This is a genomic window from Roseovarius indicus (assembly GCF_008728195.1).
Classification (GTDB): Bacteria; Pseudomonadota; Alphaproteobacteria; order Rhodobacterales; family Rhodobacteraceae; genus Roseovarius; species Roseovarius indicus.
Genome location: NZ_CP031598.1, coordinates 178,956 through 196,453 on the forward strand (window position 1 = coordinate 178,956; position 17,498 = coordinate 196,453).

General features: G+C 64.8%; 15 protein-coding genes. 6 read left to right on the plus strand and 9 right to left on the minus strand.

Going from position 1 to position 17,498, the window contains the following annotated elements; genetic code table 11:
• Window positions 1–26 precede the first annotated feature (26 nt).
• The 5 genes from RIdsm_RS00865 to RIdsm_RS00885 form a co-directional block, all read right to left on the minus strand.
• On the minus strand, window positions 27–872 hold the full coding sequence (locus RIdsm_RS00865; RefSeq protein WP_057821271.1) for an ABC transporter permease: 846 nt from the start codon (window positions 870–872) through the stop codon (window positions 27–29).
• A complete protein-coding gene (locus RIdsm_RS00870) occupies window positions 869–1,744 on the minus strand; it encodes an ABC transporter permease (RefSeq protein WP_177228378.1) in 876 nt (291 codons plus the stop codon). Before RIdsm_RS00870 ends, RIdsm_RS00865 begins: the two co-directional genes overlap by 4 nt.
• A 234-nt stretch (window positions 1,745–1,978) precedes the next feature.
• Window positions 1,979–2,764 carry an ABC transporter ATP-binding protein gene (locus RIdsm_RS00875; RefSeq protein ID WP_057821275.1) on the minus strand — a complete coding sequence of 262 codons (786 nt, stop codon included), beginning with the start codon at window positions 2,762–2,764 and terminating at the stop codon, window positions 1,979–1,981.
• 97 nt (window positions 2,765–2,861) lie between these two features.
• A complete protein-coding gene (hydA, locus tag RIdsm_RS00880; protein WP_057821277.1) occupies window positions 2,862–4,325 on the minus strand; it encodes a dihydropyrimidinase in 1,464 nt (487 codons plus the stop codon).
• Between the two features lie 83 nt (window positions 4,326–4,408).
• Window positions 4,409–5,659: a Zn-dependent hydrolase gene (locus RIdsm_RS00885; protein WP_057821279.1), complete on the minus strand. Its 1,251-nt coding sequence runs from the start codon at window positions 5,657–5,659 to the stop codon at window positions 4,409–4,411.
• Window positions 5,660–5,880: 221 nt separating this feature from the next.
• On the opposite strand from RIdsm_RS00885, the gene RIdsm_RS00890 reads away from it, so the two are divergent.
• On the plus strand, window positions 5,881–6,507 hold the full coding sequence (locus tag RIdsm_RS00890) for a TetR family transcriptional regulator C-terminal domain-containing protein (protein ID WP_143100373.1): 627 nt from the start codon (window positions 5,881–5,883) through the stop codon (window positions 6,505–6,507).
• A 63-nt stretch (window positions 6,508–6,570) separates the two neighbouring features.
• Window positions 6,571–7,029 carry a VOC family protein gene (locus RIdsm_RS00895; protein ID WP_143100372.1) on the plus strand — a complete coding sequence of 153 codons (459 nt, stop codon included), beginning with the start codon at window positions 6,571–6,573 and terminating at the stop codon, window positions 7,027–7,029.
• 24 nt (window positions 7,030–7,053) lie between these two features.
• On the opposite strand, the gene RIdsm_RS00900 is transcribed toward RIdsm_RS00895, so the two are convergent.
• Window positions 7,054–8,742: an acyl-CoA dehydrogenase family protein gene (locus tag RIdsm_RS00900; RefSeq protein WP_057821284.1), complete on the minus strand. Its 1,689-nt coding sequence runs from the start codon at window positions 8,740–8,742 to the stop codon at window positions 7,054–7,056.
• Window positions 8,743–8,927: 185 nt separating this feature from the next.
• On the opposite strand from RIdsm_RS00900, the gene RIdsm_RS00905 reads away from it, so the two are divergent.
• From RIdsm_RS00905 to RIdsm_RS00920, 4 genes are all read left to right on the plus strand, one after another.
• Window positions 8,928–9,689 carry a sulfite exporter TauE/SafE family protein gene (locus tag RIdsm_RS00905; protein ID WP_057821286.1) on the plus strand — a complete coding sequence of 254 codons (762 nt, stop codon included), beginning with the start codon at window positions 8,928–8,930 and terminating at the stop codon, window positions 9,687–9,689.
• A gap of 149 nt (window positions 9,690–9,838) precedes the next feature.
• Window positions 9,839–12,238 (plus strand): phenylalanine--tRNA ligase subunit beta, encoded by a 2,400-nt coding sequence (pheT, locus tag RIdsm_RS00910; RefSeq protein ID WP_057821288.1) that lies wholly within the window; start codon window positions 9,839–9,841, stop codon window positions 12,236–12,238.
• A gap of 214 nt (window positions 12,239–12,452) precedes the next feature.
• Complete coding sequence (locus RIdsm_RS00915; RefSeq protein WP_057821290.1) at window positions 12,453–13,412, plus strand: hypothetical protein; 960 nt, start codon at window positions 12,453–12,455, stop codon at window positions 13,410–13,412.
• Window positions 13,413–13,487: 75 nt separating this feature from the next.
• On the plus strand, window positions 13,488–13,937 hold the full coding sequence (locus tag RIdsm_RS00920) for a YtoQ family protein (protein ID WP_057821292.1): 450 nt from the start codon (window positions 13,488–13,490) through the stop codon (window positions 13,935–13,937).
• A 24-nt stretch (window positions 13,938–13,961) separates the two neighbouring features.
• Here RIdsm_RS00920 and RIdsm_RS00925 read toward each other — a convergent pair whose 3' ends face one another.
• Genes RIdsm_RS00925 through RIdsm_RS00935 form a run of 3 tightly spaced genes read right to left on the minus strand, consistent with a single transcriptional unit; the run spans window position 13,962 to window position 17,140 of the window.
• Window positions 13,962–14,954: a GT-D fold domain-containing protein gene (locus tag RIdsm_RS00925; RefSeq protein WP_057821293.1), complete on the minus strand. Its 993-nt coding sequence runs from the start codon at window positions 14,952–14,954 to the stop codon at window positions 13,962–13,964.
• Between the two features lie 22 nt (window positions 14,955–14,976).
• A complete protein-coding gene (locus RIdsm_RS00930; RefSeq protein WP_057821295.1) occupies window positions 14,977–15,528 on the minus strand; it encodes a DUF3859 domain-containing protein in 552 nt (183 codons plus the stop codon).
• A 13-nt stretch (window positions 15,529–15,541) separates the two neighbouring features.
• Window positions 15,542–17,140 (minus strand): phosphoenolpyruvate carboxykinase, encoded by a 1,599-nt coding sequence (locus RIdsm_RS00935; RefSeq protein ID WP_057821296.1) that lies wholly within the window; start codon window positions 17,138–17,140, stop codon window positions 15,542–15,544.
• Between the last annotated feature and the right edge of the window lie 358 nt (window positions 17,141–17,498).

The window sequence follows — 17,498 nt, forward strand, 5'->3', positions numbered from 1 at the left end:
TGTCGTCTCCCTTGTTGTGGTTCCGGTTATGCCCGGCCCCTTTGTGATGGGTGCCAGAATGTCATTGCCTTCTCGATCAGCGCAACCCCGCCGTAGAAGCCCGAGCCCGCCAGCGCCGCGACCACGATCTCGGCCCAGACAAGGTCCATCGAGAGCTGCCCGACCGAGGTCGAGATGCGAAAGCCCATGCCCTTGATCGGCGAGCCGAAGAACTCGGCCACGATGGCGCCGATGAGGGCCAGCGTGGTGGCGATCTTGAGGCCGTTGAAGATGAACGGCATGGCGGCGGGCAGGCGTAGCTTGAAGAGCGTCTGCCAGTAGCTTGCGGCATAGGTGCGCATCAGGTCGCGCTGCATCGCATCGGTGTCCTGCAGGCCCTGCACGGTGTTCACCAGCATCGGGAAGAACACCATGACCACGACCACGGCCGCCTTCGACTGCCAGTCGAAGCCGAACCACATCACCAGGATGGGCGCGGTGCCGACGATGGGCAGGGCGGCCACGAAATTGCCCACCGGCAGCAGGCCGCGCTTGAGGAAGGGCGAGCGGTCGATCGCCACGGCCAGCAGCACGGCGGCGCCACAGCCCAGGATGTAGCCGGTCAGCGCGCCCTTGATGGCGGTCTGCACGAAATCCTGCCACAGGATGCCGGTGGAGGCGGCGAAGCGCACGGCAATCTGCGTCGGCGCGGGCAACAGCACGGTCGGGATGTCGAACCCCCGCACGATGCATTCCCACACCACGATGACCGTCAGCCCGAAGATCACCGGCACGGCCAGCCGGGTGAACCGGTTGGCCGGACGGTGCGACAGCACGTGATTGAGCCACCACCCGAGCGCCCATGCGGCGAGGCCTGCGATCACCCACATCATTCCGCCATCCCCATCCGCTTGAGCGTGATCCGCTGCATGAGGCCGATGAGCCCTACCAGCACGGCGGCCAGCGTCGCGGCCATGATCAGCGCGCTCCAGATCTGGATGGTCTGGCCGTAATAGCTGCCCGTCAGCAGCCGCGCGCCGAGCCCCGCCACGGCGCCGGTGGGCAATTCGCCCACGATGGCCCCGACAAGGCTCGCCGCCATGGCGATCTTCAGCGAGGTGAACAGGTACGGCATCGACGAGGGCAGGCGCAGCTTCCAGAAGGTCTGCGAGGAGGAGGCGTTCCAGGTGCGCATCTGGTCAAGCTGCATCGGTCCGGGGCTGCGCAGGCCCTTCACCATGCCGACCACGACCGGGAAGAAGCTGAGATACATCGAGATCATCGCCTTGGGCAGCAGCCCGGAAATGCCCACCGCGTTCAAGACCACGATGATCATCGGCGCGATGGCGAGAATGGGAATGGTCTGGCTGGCGATCACCCAGGGCATCACGCTCATGTCCATCGTGCGATTGTAGACAATTCCCACCGCCAGCGCGATCCCGAGCACCGTGCCAAGTACGAAGCCCAGCATGGTCGAGGAGAAGGTGACCCACGCATGATAAATCAGCGACCGCTTGGAAAAGGCCCGCCCGTTCTGAACCATCTCGCCGGTGGTGTTCCAGATCTCGACCGCAACCTGGTGCGGTGCGGGCAGCTTGGGCTTGTCCTGGCTCCACGTGTCGGCCACCAGTTCGGAAAACCCAAGCGTCACGTCCGCCCGCTTGGCCTTGTCATAGGCCCAGGGGGCGTTCAGCACGACCGCCGCCCCGTACCACAGGGCGAAGATCACGGCGACCACGGTCAGGACGGGCACGGCATTCCGCATCAGGTTGCCCCCGCCGGTTGTTTCACTGTTCCGAAAATACTCAGCCGACAGCGCGGATCGAGAGCAGGTTTCTTGAGTATTTTAAGAACAATGAAAGGATTGGGTGCTGTCCTGAAGCCACGGTACAGGCTGGAGAGCCGATAACCGTGAACAGTGAAAGTCCCCCGCTCTTCAACCGGAGCGGGGGCACCCCTGCAAATGGCGACGCCGCCCGCAAGGGCGGAGGAGCGGGCCTTAGTCGTCATAGCTGTGCCCCGCCCGCAGGCCATCGCGCACGCGATGGGCGATTTCGAGGAATTCAGGCGTGTCGCGGATATCGAGCGGGCGCTCCTTCGGCAGCGGGCTTTCGATCACGTCGGTAATCCGGCCCGGACGCGGCGACATGACCACGATGCGCGTCGAAAGGTAGACCGCCTCTGGAATCGAGTGCGTGACGAAGCAGATCGTCTTTTCCGTCCGGTCCCATAGCTGCAGAAGCTGCTCGTTGAGGTGGTCGCGCACGATTTCGTCCAGCGCGCCGAAGGGCTCGTCCATCAACAGGATATCGGCATCGAAGGCCAGCGCCCGCGCGATCGAGGCGCGCTGCTGCATCCCGCCCGACAATTGCCAAGGGTATTTCTTTTCGAACCCCGCAAGGTCGACCAGTTCCAGCACCTCTTTCACGCGCCGATCCTGCTCGGACTTGCCATAACCCATGATCTCGAGCGGCAGACGGATATTGCCGCCGATGGTGCGCCAGGGGTAAAGGCCCGCCGCCTGGAAGACATAGCCATAGGCCCGTGCCATCCGCGCCTCGGCCGCGCTCACGCCATTGACGGTGATCGAGCCGCCGGTGGGATGTTCCAGGTCGGCCATGCAGCGCAGGAAGGTCGTCTTCCCACAGCCCGAAGGCCCGATGAAGGAAACGAAGTCGCCCTTCTGCACGTCCAGCGTCACATCCTTGAGCGCGTGAACCGGCCCGTCATTCGTCTCGAAGGTCAGCGAGAGGTCGTTCGCGCTGATGACCGAATTTCCCGTCAAGTTTTGTCCCCCGCTTGCATCGGGCGAATTGCACCCATGCTGGCCCGGTGTTGTCAATGGGCCGCCCCCGCCAACCGACGGGAGAGACCGGTAAATCTCAGATCCCCGCCGGAATATTCATCGGGTCCCGGTGGATCTGTTTCGGCGCCGTCAGTTCCTTCCATTTCGACAGCGCGGCATGCGCCGAGGGGAAGGCAGGGCGGGGCACGAAACGGCCGCGGCCGGGCTGCGGCTGCGAGTTCTGGCCCCAGGCCCAGATCACCTCGCCGCGCGAGATGGTGTAGCGGGCGTTGGCCGTCACCTCGAACCCCTCGAAGACGTTGTAATCAAGGATCGAATGGTGATTGGCCGCCGAGATCGTCTTGGAAATCTTCGGGTCCCAGACCACGATATCGGCATCCGCCCCTTCCACGATCGCCCCCTTCTTGGGGTAGATGTTGAGGATCTTGGCCACGTTGGTGGAGGTCGCCGCCACGAATTCCTGCGGCGTCAGGCGGCCGGTTTCCACGCCCTTGGTCCAAAGCACCGACAGCCGCTCCTCCAGCCCGTTCGAGCCATTCGGGATCTTGGTGAAATCGTCGACACCCATCCGCTTCTGCTCGGTCGAGAAGGCGGCGTGGTCGGTCGCGACCACCTGCAGCGAACCGGCCGCGAGACCGTTCCACAGGCCGTCCTGGTTTTGCTTGTCGCGGAAGGGGGGCGACATGACGCGGCGGGCGGCATGATCCCAGTCCTTGTTGAAATACTCGCTCTCGTCCAGCGTCAGGAACTGGATCAGCGGCTCCCCATAGACCCGCATCCCCTTCTGCCGAGCGCGGCGGATGGCTTCATGCGCCTGCTCGCAGCTCACATGCACGATATAGAGCGGCACGCCCGCCGCATCGGCGATCATGATCGCCCGGTTGGCGGCCTCGCCCTCCACTTCCGGCGGCCGCGAGTAGGCGTGGCCCTCGGGCCCGGTGATGCCCTGTTCCAGCATCTGCTGCTGCAGGTCGGCGACGATATCGCCGTTCTCGGCATGCACCATCGGCAGCGCTCCCAGCTCGCGGCAGCGCTTGAACGAGGCGAACATCTCGTCATCCTCGATCATCAGCGCGCCCTTGTAGGCCATGAAGTGCTTGAACGAGTTGACGCCCATTTCCACGGCGTCCTTCATCTCGTTGAAGATGGTCTCGTTCCAGCCGGTCACGGCGATGTGGTAGCCGATATCGCTGCAAATCTGCGGCCCCGACTTGCGGTGCCACTCGTTGATCGCGTTCTTGAGCGAGCCGTCGGCGCCCGGCAGGCAGAAATCGACCAGCATGGTCGTCCCGCCACAGGCCGCGGCCCAGGTGCCCGTCTCGAAGGTTTCGGCGGCGGTGGTGCCCATGAAGGGCATCTCGAGGTGCGTATGCGGGTCGATACCGCCGGGGATGACATAGGCGCCCTCGGCGTCGATATACTCGTCGCCAGACAGGTCTTCGCCGATCTGCTTGATGGTCTCGCCCTCGATCAGGACGTCGGCTTTCCACAACCGGTCCGCCGTGCAGACGGTGCCGTTCTTGATGACTTTGGTGGTCATTGTCTAACTCCCTGGTTTGTCCCGCAGAGTATCTGCCTTCTTCTTGGGCAAAATATCCCGGGGGTTTGGGGGCTGGCCCCCAATTATTCCACGATCTCCGCGGTCTCCACGACCGCATGCATCAGCACATCCGCCCCCGCAGTGGCCCATTCCTTCGATATCTCCTCGGCCTCGTTATGCGACAGCCCGTCGACACAGGGGCACATCACCATGGCGGTGGGCGCCACGCGGTTGATCCAGCAGGCGTCGTGACCGGCGCCCGAGACGAGGTTGCGGTGGGAATAGCCCAGCCGTTCGGCGGCGTTGCGGATGGCGGTCACGCAGGTTTCGTCGAATTCCACCGGGTCGAACCCGCCGGCTTTCTCGAATTCCACCTCGCAGCCCATGTCGGCGCAAATCTTCTTGGCGCCCTCCTTCATCCGGGCCACCATGTCCTCGATCACATCAAGCTGAGGCGAGCGGAAATCGACGGTGAAGACCGCCTTGCCGGGGATCACGTTGCGCGAGTTGGGGTAGATGTCGATATGGCCCGCCGCGCCCACGGCGTCGGGCGCGTGCGACAGGGCGATCTCCTCGACCAGTTCCAGCACGCGGGCCATCGCCAACCCGGCATTCTTCCGCATCGGCATCGGGGTCGAACCGGTATGGGCATCCTTGCCGGTGATCGTCACCTGCGTCCAGCTGAGGCCCTGGCCGTGGGTGACGACGCCGATATCCTTCTCCTCGGCCTCGAGGATCGGGCCCTGTTCGATATGCAGCTCGAAGAAGGCGTGCATCTTGCGATCACCGACCTTTTCCTCGCCCTTCCAGCCGATCCGTTCCAGTTCTTCGCCAAAGGTTTTCCCCTCGGCATCGACCCTGCCATAGGCCCAGTCCTGCTCGTGCATGCCGGCAAACACCCCCGAAGAAAGCATCGCCGGCGCAAACCGCGTGCCTTCCTCGTTGGTCCAGTTGGTCACCACGATCGGGTGCTTCGTCTTGATGTCGAGGTCGTTCAGGCTGCGCACCAGTTCCAGCCCGGCCAGCACGCCCAGCACGCCATCATACTTGCCGCCCGTCGGCTGCGTGTCGAGGTGCGAGCCCACGTAGACCGGCAGCGCGTCGGGGTCGGTGCCCTCGCGCCGGGCAAACATGTTGCCCATCTCGTCGAGCCCCATGGAACAGCCCGCCTCTTCACACCATTTCTGAAACAACGCGCGGCCCTCGGCGTCTTCGTCGGTCAGGGTCTGGCGATTGTTCCCGCCGGCCACGCCCGGCCCGATTTTGGCCATCTCCATCAGGCTGTCCCACAGCCGGTCGCCGTTGATCTTCAGGTTCTCGCCCGGTGCCGACATGGCATCATCCCTCTTGCTGTTGACCCGTCCAAGGTGCCCGAGTCGCGCGGATAGCGCAAATTTCTGCCGGGCTCTTGCGGTTCTGGCTTTTTTACCATTTGGTCAAGTTACGATTGCGGAGCAGGCTATTCCTGTCAAGGCACGAGTGCGACGCCCCGCCGATCTGGCCAGTAACGCCCCAATGATGCTAGAGATTTGAGCAGAGGAAAGAAGGACGTTCGATGCAGGACATGCCCGCCGCCGAGGACACCCCGAAACCGAGCCGCATCCAGCGCCGGAACCGCAAGCGAATCCTCGATGCGGCGCTCGAGGTGTTTTCGCAATACGGCTTCCGCGGCGCGACGCTCGACCAGATCGCGTCGGAGGCCGGGCTGTCGAAGCCGAACATCCTTTACTACTTCTCCGGCAAGGAGGAGATCCACGTCACGCTGCTCAACGCGCTGATGGATACCTGGCTCGACCCGCTGCGAGAGATCGACCCCGAGGGCGACCCGCTGGAAGAGCTTCTTCAATATGTCCACCGCAAGCTCGATATGAGCCGTGAGTTCCCCCGCGAAAGCCGGCTTTTTGCCAACGAGATCATCCACGGCGCCCCCCGCATGGGGCCCGATCTCGAAACCGTGCTGAAGCCGCTGCTGGAACACTCCGCCGCGATGATCGATGGCTGGGTCGCCGAGGGGCGGCTGGCCCCGGTCGACCCGCGCCACCTGATTTTTTCGATCTGGGCGACGACCCAACATTACGCCGATTTCGACGCCCAGCTGCAGGTGCTGATGGAAGGCAAAGACGTGCATGACGGGGCCAGCGCCTATCTCGACACGCTTTACCGGCGGCTGCTGACGCCCTGACGCCGTGGACAGGGCAGGTGGCCGCGCTATCTGTCTGTCGTCTGTATGAACGGAGTTGCCGCCATGCCAGCCACCCGCCCCAAGCTCGTCGGCATCAACCATGTCGCCCTCGAAGTCGGTAACATCGAAGAGGCGCTCGAGTTCTACGGCACCTGGTTCGACTTCGAGTTGCGCGGACGCGGCGAGGGCTCGGCCTTCCTCGACATGGGCGACCAGTTCCTTGCGCTGATGGAGGTGGACGAGATCACCACCGACAACCACCGTCATTTCGGCCTCGTGGTCGATGACCGTGAGGGGCTTCGCGCCCGGATGGAAGAGGCAGGCATCACCTTCGTGTCGGACAAGCGGTTCGATTTTCTCGATCCGTGGGGCAACCGGGTCGAGGTGGTGGCCTACCCCGATATCCAGTTTCTCAAGACCCGCGAAGTGCTCGATGCCTCGGGGCACGAGGGGCTGCGCAAATCCAATGACGCATTGGCCGAACTCAAAGAAAAAGGCATCACCCCGCCGGATGATGCCTGATCCTGGTTCACCGAGAGTGCGGGCCTAGCCCAGCAACCGCCGCGCGATCACCTGTGCCTGGATTTCCGCAGCCCCTTCGAAGATGTTCAGGATCCGCGCGTCGCACAGGACCCGGCTGATCGAATATTCCAGTGCAAAGCCGTTGCCGCCGTGGATCTGCAGCCCGTTATCGGCCGCAGCCCACGCGACCCGCGCGCCCAGCAGCTTGGCCATCCCGGCCTCGAGGTCGCAGCGGTGGCCGTTATCCTTCTCCCACGCGCTGTAATAGGTCAGCTGGCGGGCGACCATGATCTCGACCGCCATCATCGCCAGCTTGCCCGAAACGCGCGGAAATTCGATCAGCGACTTGCCGAACTGCTTGCGGTCGATGGCATAGCGCATGGCGATATCCAGCGCCGACTGCGCCACGCCCACGGCGCGGGCGGCGGTCTGGATGCGGGCGCTCTCGAAGGTCTCCATGAGCTGCTTGAAGCCCTTCCCTTCTTCGCCGCCCAGAAGGTTCTCGCCCTTGACCTTGAAGTTGTCGAAGCCGAGCTCGTATTCCTTCATGCCGCGATAGCCCAGCACCTCGATCTCGCCGCCGGTCATGCCCTCGGTGGGGAAGGGGGCCTCGTCGGTGCCCGGCGTCTTCTCGGCCAGGAACATCGACAGGCCCTTGTAATCGGTCGTCGACGGATCCGTGCGCGCCAGAAGCGTCATCACATGGGTGCGCGCGGCGTGGGTGATCCAGGTCTTGTTGCCGGTCACGGTGTAATCGCCGTTCTCGTCCTTGACCGCCCGGGTGCGCAGGCTGCCGAGGTCGGAGCCGGTGTTGGGCTCGGTAAACACGGCGGTCGGCAGGATTTCCCCGCTGGCGATCTTCGGCAGCCAATGCGATTTCTGATCGTCCGTGCCCCCGGCCAGGATCAGCTCGGCCGCGATCTCCGACCGCGTGCCCAGCGAACCGACACCGATATACCCGCGCGACAGCTCTTCCGAGACCACCACCATCGAGGCCTTCGACAGGCCCAGCCCGCCGAGGTTCTCGGGGATGGTCAGCCCGAACACGCCCATTTCGGCCAGCTCCTCGATGATCTCCATCGGGATCAGCTCGTCCTTCAGGTGCCACTCGTGCGCGTAAGGCTCCACCTTGTCGAGCGCGAAGCGGCGGAACTGTTCGCGGATCATCTCCAGCTCTTCGTCGAGCCCGGTGGCGCCCACGGTGGTTTCGGCGCTGCGCTCCTGCATCAGCTCGACAAGCCGGGTGCGCGCGGACTGGGTGTTGCCGCGGGCCATCAGGGTCTGCACTTCGCTGCACTGGAAGCCCGACAGCGCATCCCAGCCAAGGCCCATCTCCTGCAGGCGCACGACCTCGCCCTGGTTCATCGGGATGCCGCCGGCGATCTGGTGCAGGTATTCGCCGAACGCGATCTGGTGGATCAGCTGTTCGACCTCGCCGAACTTGCCGGCTTCCTTCAGCCCCTCGGCCCATTTCTGCATCTGCCGCAGCGCTTCCACGTAGGTGGCAAGCCATGCCAGCCCGTGCGACGCGCTCTGATGCGCTTCCACGGCGCGCGACGACACGCGGCCATCGACCACGACCATCTCGCGGATGCTGTCTTTCGCCGCGTCCAGCACGGCTGCGGCGGGCGCCACGGCGGCGCCGGTGAGGGTCAGAAGATCGTCCAGTATGACCGGCGCTGCGGTCACGGTGTCCTGTCCGTCGTGAGCCATGAATCAGTTCCCCTTTTCGAAGTCGCCCTGTCCTAGCTACTTTGCAGGTGCAGCGCAACTATTATGCCAAATCCCCTTGGGTTTTGTTCTAATCTTGCGCCATCATGCCGCGGGCGCAGCACCGCTGCTGGCGTTCGACCTCAAATAGCCCGTGCGGCCGCCGGGGAAAGTGCTAGGAGGGGGCCATGGATGTGCTCTCTTTCGGTCTCTTGGTGTTCGGCTGCGCCGTGGCAGTCCTGGCCGGCCTCATCAAGGGCATGGTCGGCTTCGGCATGCCGATGATCCTGATTTCCGGCCTGAGTTCCGTTCTCCCCCCCGATGTGGCGCTGGGCTGGCTGATCCTGCCGACGCTGGTCACCAACGGCTGGCAGGCGCTCCGTCAGGGGGTCCGCGCAGCTTGGGAGTCGATCCGCCGCTTCCGCCTGTTCCTGGTCGCGGGTTTCGTGGTGATGATCCTCTCGGCACAGCTTGTGGCCATCGTGCCCGCCAAGGCGATGCTCTGGGCGATCGGCCTGCCGATCACGCTCTACGCCGGTGCCACGCTTCTGGGCCGCCCCCTGCGCCTGCCCCATCCCCCGGGTCGAAAGATCGAAGCCGGCGTCGGCGCCGTGGCGGGTTTCTTCGGCGGCATCTCGGGCGTCTGGGGCCCGCCCACCGTGGCCCTGCTGACCGCGCTCGACACCGAGAAAACCGAGCAGATCCGCGTGCAGGGCGTGATCTACGGCGCCGGCGCCGTGGTGCTGATGGGCGCGCATCTCACCTCGGGCGTGCTCAACTCGGACACCATGCCGGCCTCGGGCCTGCTTGTCCTCCCCGCGCTTCTCGGCATGTGGATCGGCTTCCGCATCCACGACCGCATCGAACAGGCCGCCTTCCGCAAGCTTACCCTCATCGTCCTGCTGATCGCCGGCCTCAACCTCATCCGCCGCGCCGTCTTCTCCGTCTGAAACCGACCCTCGCTTCTTCTGGCCGAAAATATCCCGGGGGAGACGTTGAAACCCGCGGGGTTTCAACGTTGGGGGCAGCGCCCCCTTCCAACACCCCGCCTTATCCGCTAAAGCCCGCGTGAGTTCGAAAAACCGGCGGAAGACGCACGATGAAATTCACCCTGTCCTGGCTCAAAGACCACCTTGAAACGACCGCCTCCGTCGACGAGATCGCAGAGGCGCTGACCGATCTCGGGCTCGAGGTCGAGGAAATCTCGAACCCCGCCGCCCGCCTGTCGGAGTTTACCATCGGCAAGGTCGTGAAGGCCGAGAAGCACCCCGACGCCGACCGGCTGCGGGTCTGCCAGGTGGAGACCGGCGAGGGCGAAAAACAGATCATCTGCGGCGCCCCCAATGCCCGCGAGGGGATCACGGTCGTGATCGCCAAGCCCGGCGTCTATGTGCCTGGAATCGACACCACCATCGGCGTCGGTAAGATCCGTGGCATCGAAAGCTTCGGCATGATGTGTTCCGAGCGCGAGATGGAGCTTTCCGAGGAGCATGACGGCATCATCGAGCTGCCCTCGGGCGAGGTGGGGCAAAGCTTCGCCGACTGGCTGGCTGCCAATGACCCGGCCAAGGTCGACCCGGTGATCGAGATCGCCATCACCCCCAACCGGCCTGACGCGCTGGGCGTGCGCGGCATCGCGCTCGACCTTGCGGCACGCGGCATCGGCACGATGAAGCCGGCGCCCGAGGCCCATGTAGAGGGACAGTTCCCGTGCCCGATCGATGTCACCATCGACGAGGACACGCGTGAGAACGGCTGCCATGTCTTCGCCGGCCGCCTGATCCGGAACGTCAAGAACGGCCCCAGCCCCGAATGGCTGCAGGACCGTCTGCGCGCCATCGGCTTGCGCCCGATCTCGGCGCTGGTCGATATCACGAACTTCTTCACCCATGACCGCAACCGCCCCCTGCACGTGTTCGACGCCGACAAGGTGAAGGGCAACCTGCGCGTTCACCGCGCCAAGGGCGGCGAGACGCTGGAAGGGCTCGACGAGAAAACCTACACCTTCTCCGAAGGGCAGGTGGTGATCTCCGACGACGCAGGCATCGAAAGCATCGCCGGCATCATGGGGGGGCTTGCCACCGGCTGCACCCAGGAGACGACCAATGTCTTCCTCGAGGCCGCCGTCTGGGATCATATCCAGATCGCCCATACCGGCCGCGCGCTCAAGATCAACTCCGACGCCCGCTACCGCAACGAGCGCGGGATCGACCCGGAATTCAACATGCAAGGCCACGAGCTGGCCACGCAGATGATCCTCGATCTCTGCGGCGGTGAGCCCTCCGAGGTGGTCGTCGCCGGCGAAGTGCCCGACGTCAGCCGCGCCTACCGGCTCGACCCCGCGCGCGTGCAGTCCCTGGTCGGTATGGACATCCCCGAAAGCGACCAGCGCCAGACGCTCACCCGCCTCGGTTTCCGGCTCGAAGGCAACATGGCCCACGTGCCCAGCTGGCGCCCCGACGTGATGGGCGAGGCCGACCTGGTGGAAGAGGTGGCCCGTGTCGCCTCGCTCACCAAGCTGGAAGGCAAACCGATGCGCCGCATGTCGGCCGGCGTGCCCAAGCCGATCCTCAGCCCGATCCAGAAGCGCGAACAGATCGCGCGGCGCACCTGTGCGGCGCTGGGCTATAACGAGTGCGTCACCTACAGCTTCATCGACAAACCCGCGGCCGAGCTGTTCGGCGGCGGCACCGATGCCGAGATGCTCGCGAACCCGATCAGCTCGGAAATGAGCCACATGCGCCCGGCGCTGCTGCCCGGCCTGTTGCAGGCCGCCGCCCGCAACCAGGCGCGCGGCATCATGGACATGGCGCTTTTCGAGGTGGGGCAGGCCTTCCACGGTGGCGAGCCGGATGAACAGCACCTGCTGGCCACCGGCATCCTTGTCGGTCGCACCGGGCCCAAGGAAGTGCACGGCCAGTCGCGTGCCGTCGACCTTTACGATGCCAAGGCCGACGCCGAGGCCGTGCTGTCGGCCATCGGCGCCCCCGCCAAGGTGCAGATTTTGCGCGGCGCCCGCGAATGGTGGCACCCGGGCCGGCATGGCAAGATCTGCCTCGGCCCCAAGAAGGTTCTCGGCATCTTCGGCGAGCTGCACCCCAAGGTGCTGCGCGAGATGGATGTCAAAGGCCCGGTCGTCGGCTTCACCATCTGGCCCGCCGAGGTGCCGCTGCCCCGCAAGGCCGGCGCCAACCGCGGCGCGCTCGAGGTGAGCGGCCTTCAGGCGGTCGAGCGTGACTTCGCCTTCGTGGTCGACGCGCAGGTCGAGGCGCTCAACCTCGTGAACGCCGCCGCCGGCGCCGACAAGGCGCTGATCGAGGATGTCCGCGTGTTCGACGAGTTCATCGGCGGCAGCCTCGGCGAGGGCAAGAAAAGCCTGGCCATCACCGTGCGGCTGCAACCGACCGACAGCACGCTGAAGGATGCCGATATCGAGGCGGTGTCGCAGAAGATCGTCGAGAAGGTCGAGAAGGCCACCGGCGGGGTGCTGCGGAAGTGACGTGACCCGCCGGTCACAGTTTCACGCGTGAGATTCGGAAGGGCTTGAGGCGACTCGGGCCCTTCTTCTATTCAGGCGCCTTACGCAACGACTCCCGACTTCAGGAGAGAGACATGTCTGCACAAAGCTGGCGGCAAGGACCGCCCGAAAAGACCCTCTAGTTGCCCGCGGCCTGACCTGCGGGCGCAATGGCGCTTACCACAGGATCAGACCGATGACCCCCGACGAGATCATCCGGCTGCGGCAGGACCTGCCGTGCACGATGCCGTTCAACTACTACACAGACCGCGAAAGCGCGTGGCTCTTGCAGGCCTTGTTGCCCGAGGCCGCGCCCGTGCGCGCGCTGCGACAGGGGCGGCTTGCCAAGCTGCTCGACCGGCCGCTGGTGAAGCCGCTTACCGCCGCGGGTGACGGGATGATCCGGCGCGCCGATCTTCAGGTGCTGGCGCAGGCCGATGGCACTGTCCGCTACGACAGCCTCAACTCCGCCACGTTGACCGCGCTGGAGCGGGCCTTCGACCTGCCTTGGCTCGGCTTCGAGCTCAGCTTCAGCGTCTGGGGCAACAGCAACTGGCATTGGGCCCAGACCAGCCGCCCGGGGCGGAACCTCGTTGTGCAACTCAACTTCCCTGGCGATCACGCTGCCCTGCTGGAACGCACGGTAGGCCTGCAGGATCGTGGCAAGTTCGAATGCCCCCAACACCCGGTGCGCAGAACCGGGCGGCCGACGCTGGCCTGGGCGCGGCTCGATATCGACCGTAACAACGGCGTGGCGCTGATCGAGGAAATCCAGTCCGACTGGCTGCGCTTCGTCCGGTACGAGCTCGACGACCTGCGTGATCAGCGCCCCCGCTCGCGCGCCCTGCGCGACACGCAGGCTTACGAGGCGGCGCTGACGGCGAGGTATGAAAAGGTATGGCCCCGCGCCATGCTGTTGGCGGCGCTGATGCTGCTGCGCGACCGGCTGGGGATTGCCGAGGTCTACTACCACCAGCCGGGGCCCGGCGCGGTGCTGAAACACTGCCGCCCGCCGGTGTCGCTCTACTCGGCGGTGCCCAAGGCGTTCTGCTTCGAGCCCACGCGCGACGTGCCGCCCTTCCTGCGACCCAAGCGGCGCAAACACCTGTCGCGGCTGCCGAAAGACAAGCCGCTCTTCTGGAAGATGGCGTTCTGATGGGGCAGGCGGGGGGTTGCCCCTGCCTGTCCCGGCGCTATCCCTTTGCCCGAACATGAAAGGGAGACAGAAGCCATGAGTTTGAGAGTATACCTGTCCGGAGAAATTCACACGGACTGGCGCCAGCAGATCGTCGACGGGGCGCACGGGCTCGACGTCTGGTTCAACGCCCCGGTGACCGATCACGCGGCCTCTGACGATTGCGGGGTGGCCATCCTCGGGGCCGAGGACAACAAGTTCTGGCACGACCGCAAGGGTGCGCTGGTCAATTCCATCCGCACCCGCAAGGGGATCGAGGAAGCCGACGTCGTCGTCGTCCGCTTCGGCGACAAGTACAAGCAGTGGAACGCCGCCTTCGACGCGGGCATGGCCAGTGCGCTGGGCAAGTCGCTGATCATCCTTCAGCCGCCCGAACATGACCACGCCCTGAAAGAGGTCGACGCCGCTGCCATGGCCGTGGCGCGCGAGCCGAAAGAGGTTGTCGATATCCTGCGCTACGTGCTGGAAGGCACCCTGCCGGGCTAGAGCATGCCGTAGGCGGCGCGCGACTCAGCTATCGGTCAGGATATCCTCGATCGTCAGGCCGCGGGTCTCGAGAAACCGCCGGTGCATCTTGCGCGACGCCCGGCCATCCAGAAGATCGAACCCGCTGCCGAGGTCGACGGCGACGGCCCCCCGCGCCTTTGCCCATGTGCAGTAGGTTTCGGCCCAGATCCCGGCGCCGATCAGCACCAGCTTGCCGCTCAGGTCGGCGGGCAGCCGCGCCTCGACCTCCTGCAGAAATTCGGGGGCGTCGGGCAGATCGGTGACCGGCCGCTTCTCGGCGTTCAGCTCTATCCGGTCGATCCGGCACGCGGGAAACCGCGCCTGCAGCTTCGCAACGGCGCCCGGCCGATTGGTCAGACAAAGCGTGCCCTCGGCGGCGTTCACCAGCGACGAGACTTTCCCGACGAGGTGCAGGTAGTTATGCGCCGAGCAGATGAACTTGCCACCGAGCTCACCGCCCTCGGCCATCGCCAGCATGCGGCGTATGGATCGCCAGTGGCCAGAGCGTCCGCGAATGTCCTTGTAGACCTGCGTCGCAAGATCTTCCGCGAACACGTCCTCGGCCACCGGCTGCGCCCGCCACATGCCGACCACGCCCACCGCATCGGCCGCGGCGACAGCCGCAGCCATGTCCGACTGCACCTGGCGCAGGCCGGTCTCGTTGACGCGAAAGCGATCGGGGCAGTCCATGACCGTCCGCTCAAGCGCGAACCGGTCCAGCGTGGGGGTTTCAGGCTCCTGCCCGAGGGCAAGCGCCCCGATCTCGCCGTCGCCGATCCGGATAAGGGAATAGGGGCGCCGCTCGGCAAGCGCCTGTGTCAGCCGTTCCACGATGGTATTCGAAAACGGGTCGGGGTCGACCTCGAGCCCTGTCGCGCGGTACCGCGCGATCACCTTTTCCTCGTTCAACAGGCCGGGCTCCTGCCGGATCTGCGCGGCCACGTGATCGATCTCGCGGTCCGGCACCGTGCTGTAGACGTAGCTCTCGGCCGTCATCGCGCGCGTCCCGACGGGGCGGTCAAGACACCAGCGCCGGCCCGTCGCAGCCCAGGTCGTCGAGCGGCGAGCCCATCGGTGCAACCACGTCGAACGTGACCGCATAGATCAACTGCCCGTTCGACATGGCGGACAGCGTCCACTCCCCGGGGGTCAACTCGTATTGCTTCTCGAAGCTGAACCCGGCGAAGCTCATTTCGCTGGCGGAGAGGAAGGCAGACCAGCTTTCGCGGGTCACGCCCGCGGCCCCCTGTGGCGGGTGCTCCACCTGGAAGGTGACGGGCCCTTCGTACTCCGGCAGCACCCGCGCCAGGATGCCGAATTCGATCCCGATCTGCGCCGGCACCGTGGTGCCGAGCCGCTGGAATTCAGGCGAGCCGATGATGTTGGAAATCGTGCCCGCGATGGTGTCTTCGGCGATCACGTCCTCGCTCGATTCCAACTGGCACATGTAACCGAATTCGATTTCCGCAACGCCCGGTGCTACCGGGTTGGCAAGTGCCGCGGGCGCGGAAAGAAAAAGGGCCACGCACACGCCCGCAGATGCGAAACCGGTGTGCATGGCCCTCGTCATGGGTTCGATCCCCTTACCCGATCGCCGCCGCTTTCACGTCGTCGTCGATATAGGGCTGATATTGTTCGAAATTGTCCGCGAACATCTTCACCAGCTTGTCGGCCTGTTCGTCGTAACCGTCCGGGTTGCCCCAGGTGCGGCGCGGGTCGAGCAGAACTTCCGGAACGCCGGGCACCTTGATCGGCACTTCGAAACCGAAATTCGGATCTTTGCGGAAATCGACCTTGGATAGCGAGCCGTCGAGCGCTGCCGTCAGCAGGGCGCGGGTGGCCTTGATCGGCATCCGGCTGCCGGTGCCATAGGCGCCGCCCGTCCAGCCGGTGTTGACCAGCCAGCAGGTCGCGCCGTGCTTGGCGATCTTCTCGCGCAGCAGGTTGCCATAGGCTTCCGGCCGGCGCGGCATGAAGGGTGCGCCGAAGCAGGTCGAGAAGGTGGGCTCGGGCTCGGTCACGCCGCGCTCGGTGCCCGCGACCTTCGAGGTGAAGCCCGACAGGAAGTGATACATCGCCTGCGCCGGGGTCAGCCGCGCGATGGGCGGCAGCACGCCGAAGGCGTCGCAGGTCAGCATGATGATATTCTTGGGATGCCCGCCAAGCGCGTTCGACGAGGCGTTCGAGATGTACTCGAGCGGGTAGGCGCAACGCATGTTCGCCGTCAGCGAGTCGTCGGCGAAGTCGAGGTCGAGCGTGTCCTCGTCATAGACCATGTTCTCGATCACGGTGCCGAACTTCGACGTCGTGGCGTAGATCTCGGGCTCCGCCTCGGGGTCGAGGTTGATCGTCTTGGCATAGCAGCCGCCTTCGAAGTTGAAGGTGCCGCGATCCGACCAGCCGTGCTCGTCGTCGCCGATCAGGATCCGCTCGGGGTCGGCCGACAGGGTGGTCTTGCCGGTTCCTGACAGGCCGAAGAAGATCGCCGTGTCGACCGGGTTGCCGGCGGCATGGTTGGCCGAGCAGTGCATCGGCATGATGCCTTTTTCCGGCAGCAGATAGTTCAGCAGAGTGAAGACCGATTTCTTGTTCTCGCCTGCGTACTCGGTGCCGCCGATCAGGATGATCTTGCGGTCGAAGTTCATCGCGATCACGGTTTCCGACCGGCAGTTGTGCTTGGCCGGGTCCGCCTGGAAGCTGGGGCAGTTGATGACCGTGAAGTCGGCGACGAACCGGTCGAGCGCCTCGCGCTCGGGGCGCCGCAGCATGTGCCGGATGAAGAGGCCGTGCCAGGCCAGCTCGGTCACCATGCGCACGTTGATCGAATGCGCCGGGTCGGCACCGCCGACAAGGTCCTGCACGTAATAGGTGCCTCCCTTCATGTGGGCCAGCATGTCTTCGTAGAGCTTGTCGAACCCTTCAGGGCTCATCTCGGCATTGTTTTCCCACCAGATGCTGTCGGCGACGCTCTCGGTCTTGACGACATGCTTGTCCTTGGGGGACCGGCCGGTGAATTTGCCGGTGGAAACGAGGAAGGTGCCCCCGCGCCCCAGTCGCCCCTCGCCGTTGCGCAGCGCCGCTTCGATCAGGGCCGGCTCGATGAGGTTGTAATAGACATTGTCCAGCCCGGTGATGCCTTGATCTTCCAGCTGGAATTGCGGGTTTACCCGTCCGAATGCCATGTTCTGCAAACTCCTTGGTCGCGGTGGCCGTGCCGACGCCGGCCCAATAATTGTCGCCACCGGGCCATTGCCGGTGTGGCGTTGCAAATCGCCTCGCGAGTTGGCTCATAACATGACGCTTTCTTGAATGAACAGGACGCTTTAACGCAGTTAGCGCAACCACGGTCAAGTTAGCGCAACCACGGCGGCTCACCGCCAAATCGGCCCTGTCCCCCGCGATACGAGTGAGTCAATTTAGCCATTCCTAAGTATTTTTCGCCACATTTGATGACGCGACGGCGGCTGATTCGCACTTTGGGATTGATTAAAAAGGCCAAAAAGGCGCATACTAAGAAAAAAATACAGGCAACCTGAGCAG

What these genes read in the sequence shown, in the direction of transcription:
- RIdsm_RS00905 (WP_057821286.1), top strand. Translation starts at nt 8,928, where the DNA reads ATGGATGTGCTCTCTTTCGGTCTCTTGGTGTTCGGCTGCGCCGTGGCA.
- RIdsm_RS00935 (WP_057821296.1), bottom strand. Translation starts at nt 17,140, where the DNA reads ATGGCATTCGGACGGGTAAACCCGCAATTCCAGCTGGAAGATCAAGGC.
- RIdsm_RS00920 (WP_057821292.1), top strand. Translation starts at nt 13,488, where the DNA reads ATGAGTTTGAGAGTATACCTGTCCGGAGAAATTCACACGGACTGGCGC.
- RIdsm_RS00930 (WP_057821295.1), bottom strand. Translation starts at nt 15,528, where the DNA reads ATGACGAGGGCCATGCACACCGGTTTCGCATCTGCGGGCGTGTGCGTG.
- RIdsm_RS00915 (WP_057821290.1), top strand. Translation starts at nt 12,453, where the DNA reads ATGACCCCCGACGAGATCATCCGGCTGCGGCAGGACCTGCCGTGCACG.
- RIdsm_RS00925 (WP_057821293.1), bottom strand. Translation starts at nt 14,954, where the DNA reads ATGACGGCCGAGAGCTACGTCTACAGCACGGTGCCGGACCGCGAGATC.
- hydA (WP_057821277.1), bottom strand. Translation starts at nt 4,325, where the DNA reads ATGACCACCAAAGTCATCAAGAACGGCACCGTCTGCACGGCGGACCGG.
- RIdsm_RS00895 (WP_143100372.1), top strand. Translation starts at nt 6,571, where the DNA reads ATGCCAGCCACCCGCCCCAAGCTCGTCGGCATCAACCATGTCGCCCTC.
- RIdsm_RS00865 (WP_057821271.1), bottom strand. Translation starts at nt 872, where the DNA reads ATGATGTGGGTGATCGCAGGCCTCGCCGCATGGGCGCTCGGGTGGTGG.
- RIdsm_RS00885 (WP_057821279.1), bottom strand. Translation starts at nt 5,659, where the DNA reads ATGTCGGCACCGGGCGAGAACCTGAAGATCAACGGCGACCGGCTGTGG.
- RIdsm_RS00870 (WP_177228378.1), bottom strand. Translation starts at nt 1,744, where the DNA reads ATGCGGAATGCCGTGCCCGTCCTGACCGTGGTCGCCGTGATCTTCGCC.
- RIdsm_RS00900 (WP_057821284.1), bottom strand. Translation starts at nt 8,742, where the DNA reads ATGGCTCACGACGGACAGGACACCGTGACCGCAGCGCCGGTCATACTG.
- RIdsm_RS00890 (WP_143100373.1), top strand. Translation starts at nt 5,881, where the DNA reads ATGCAGGACATGCCCGCCGCCGAGGACACCCCGAAACCGAGCCGCATC.
- pheT (WP_057821288.1), top strand. Translation starts at nt 9,839, where the DNA reads ATGAAATTCACCCTGTCCTGGCTCAAAGACCACCTTGAAACGACCGCC.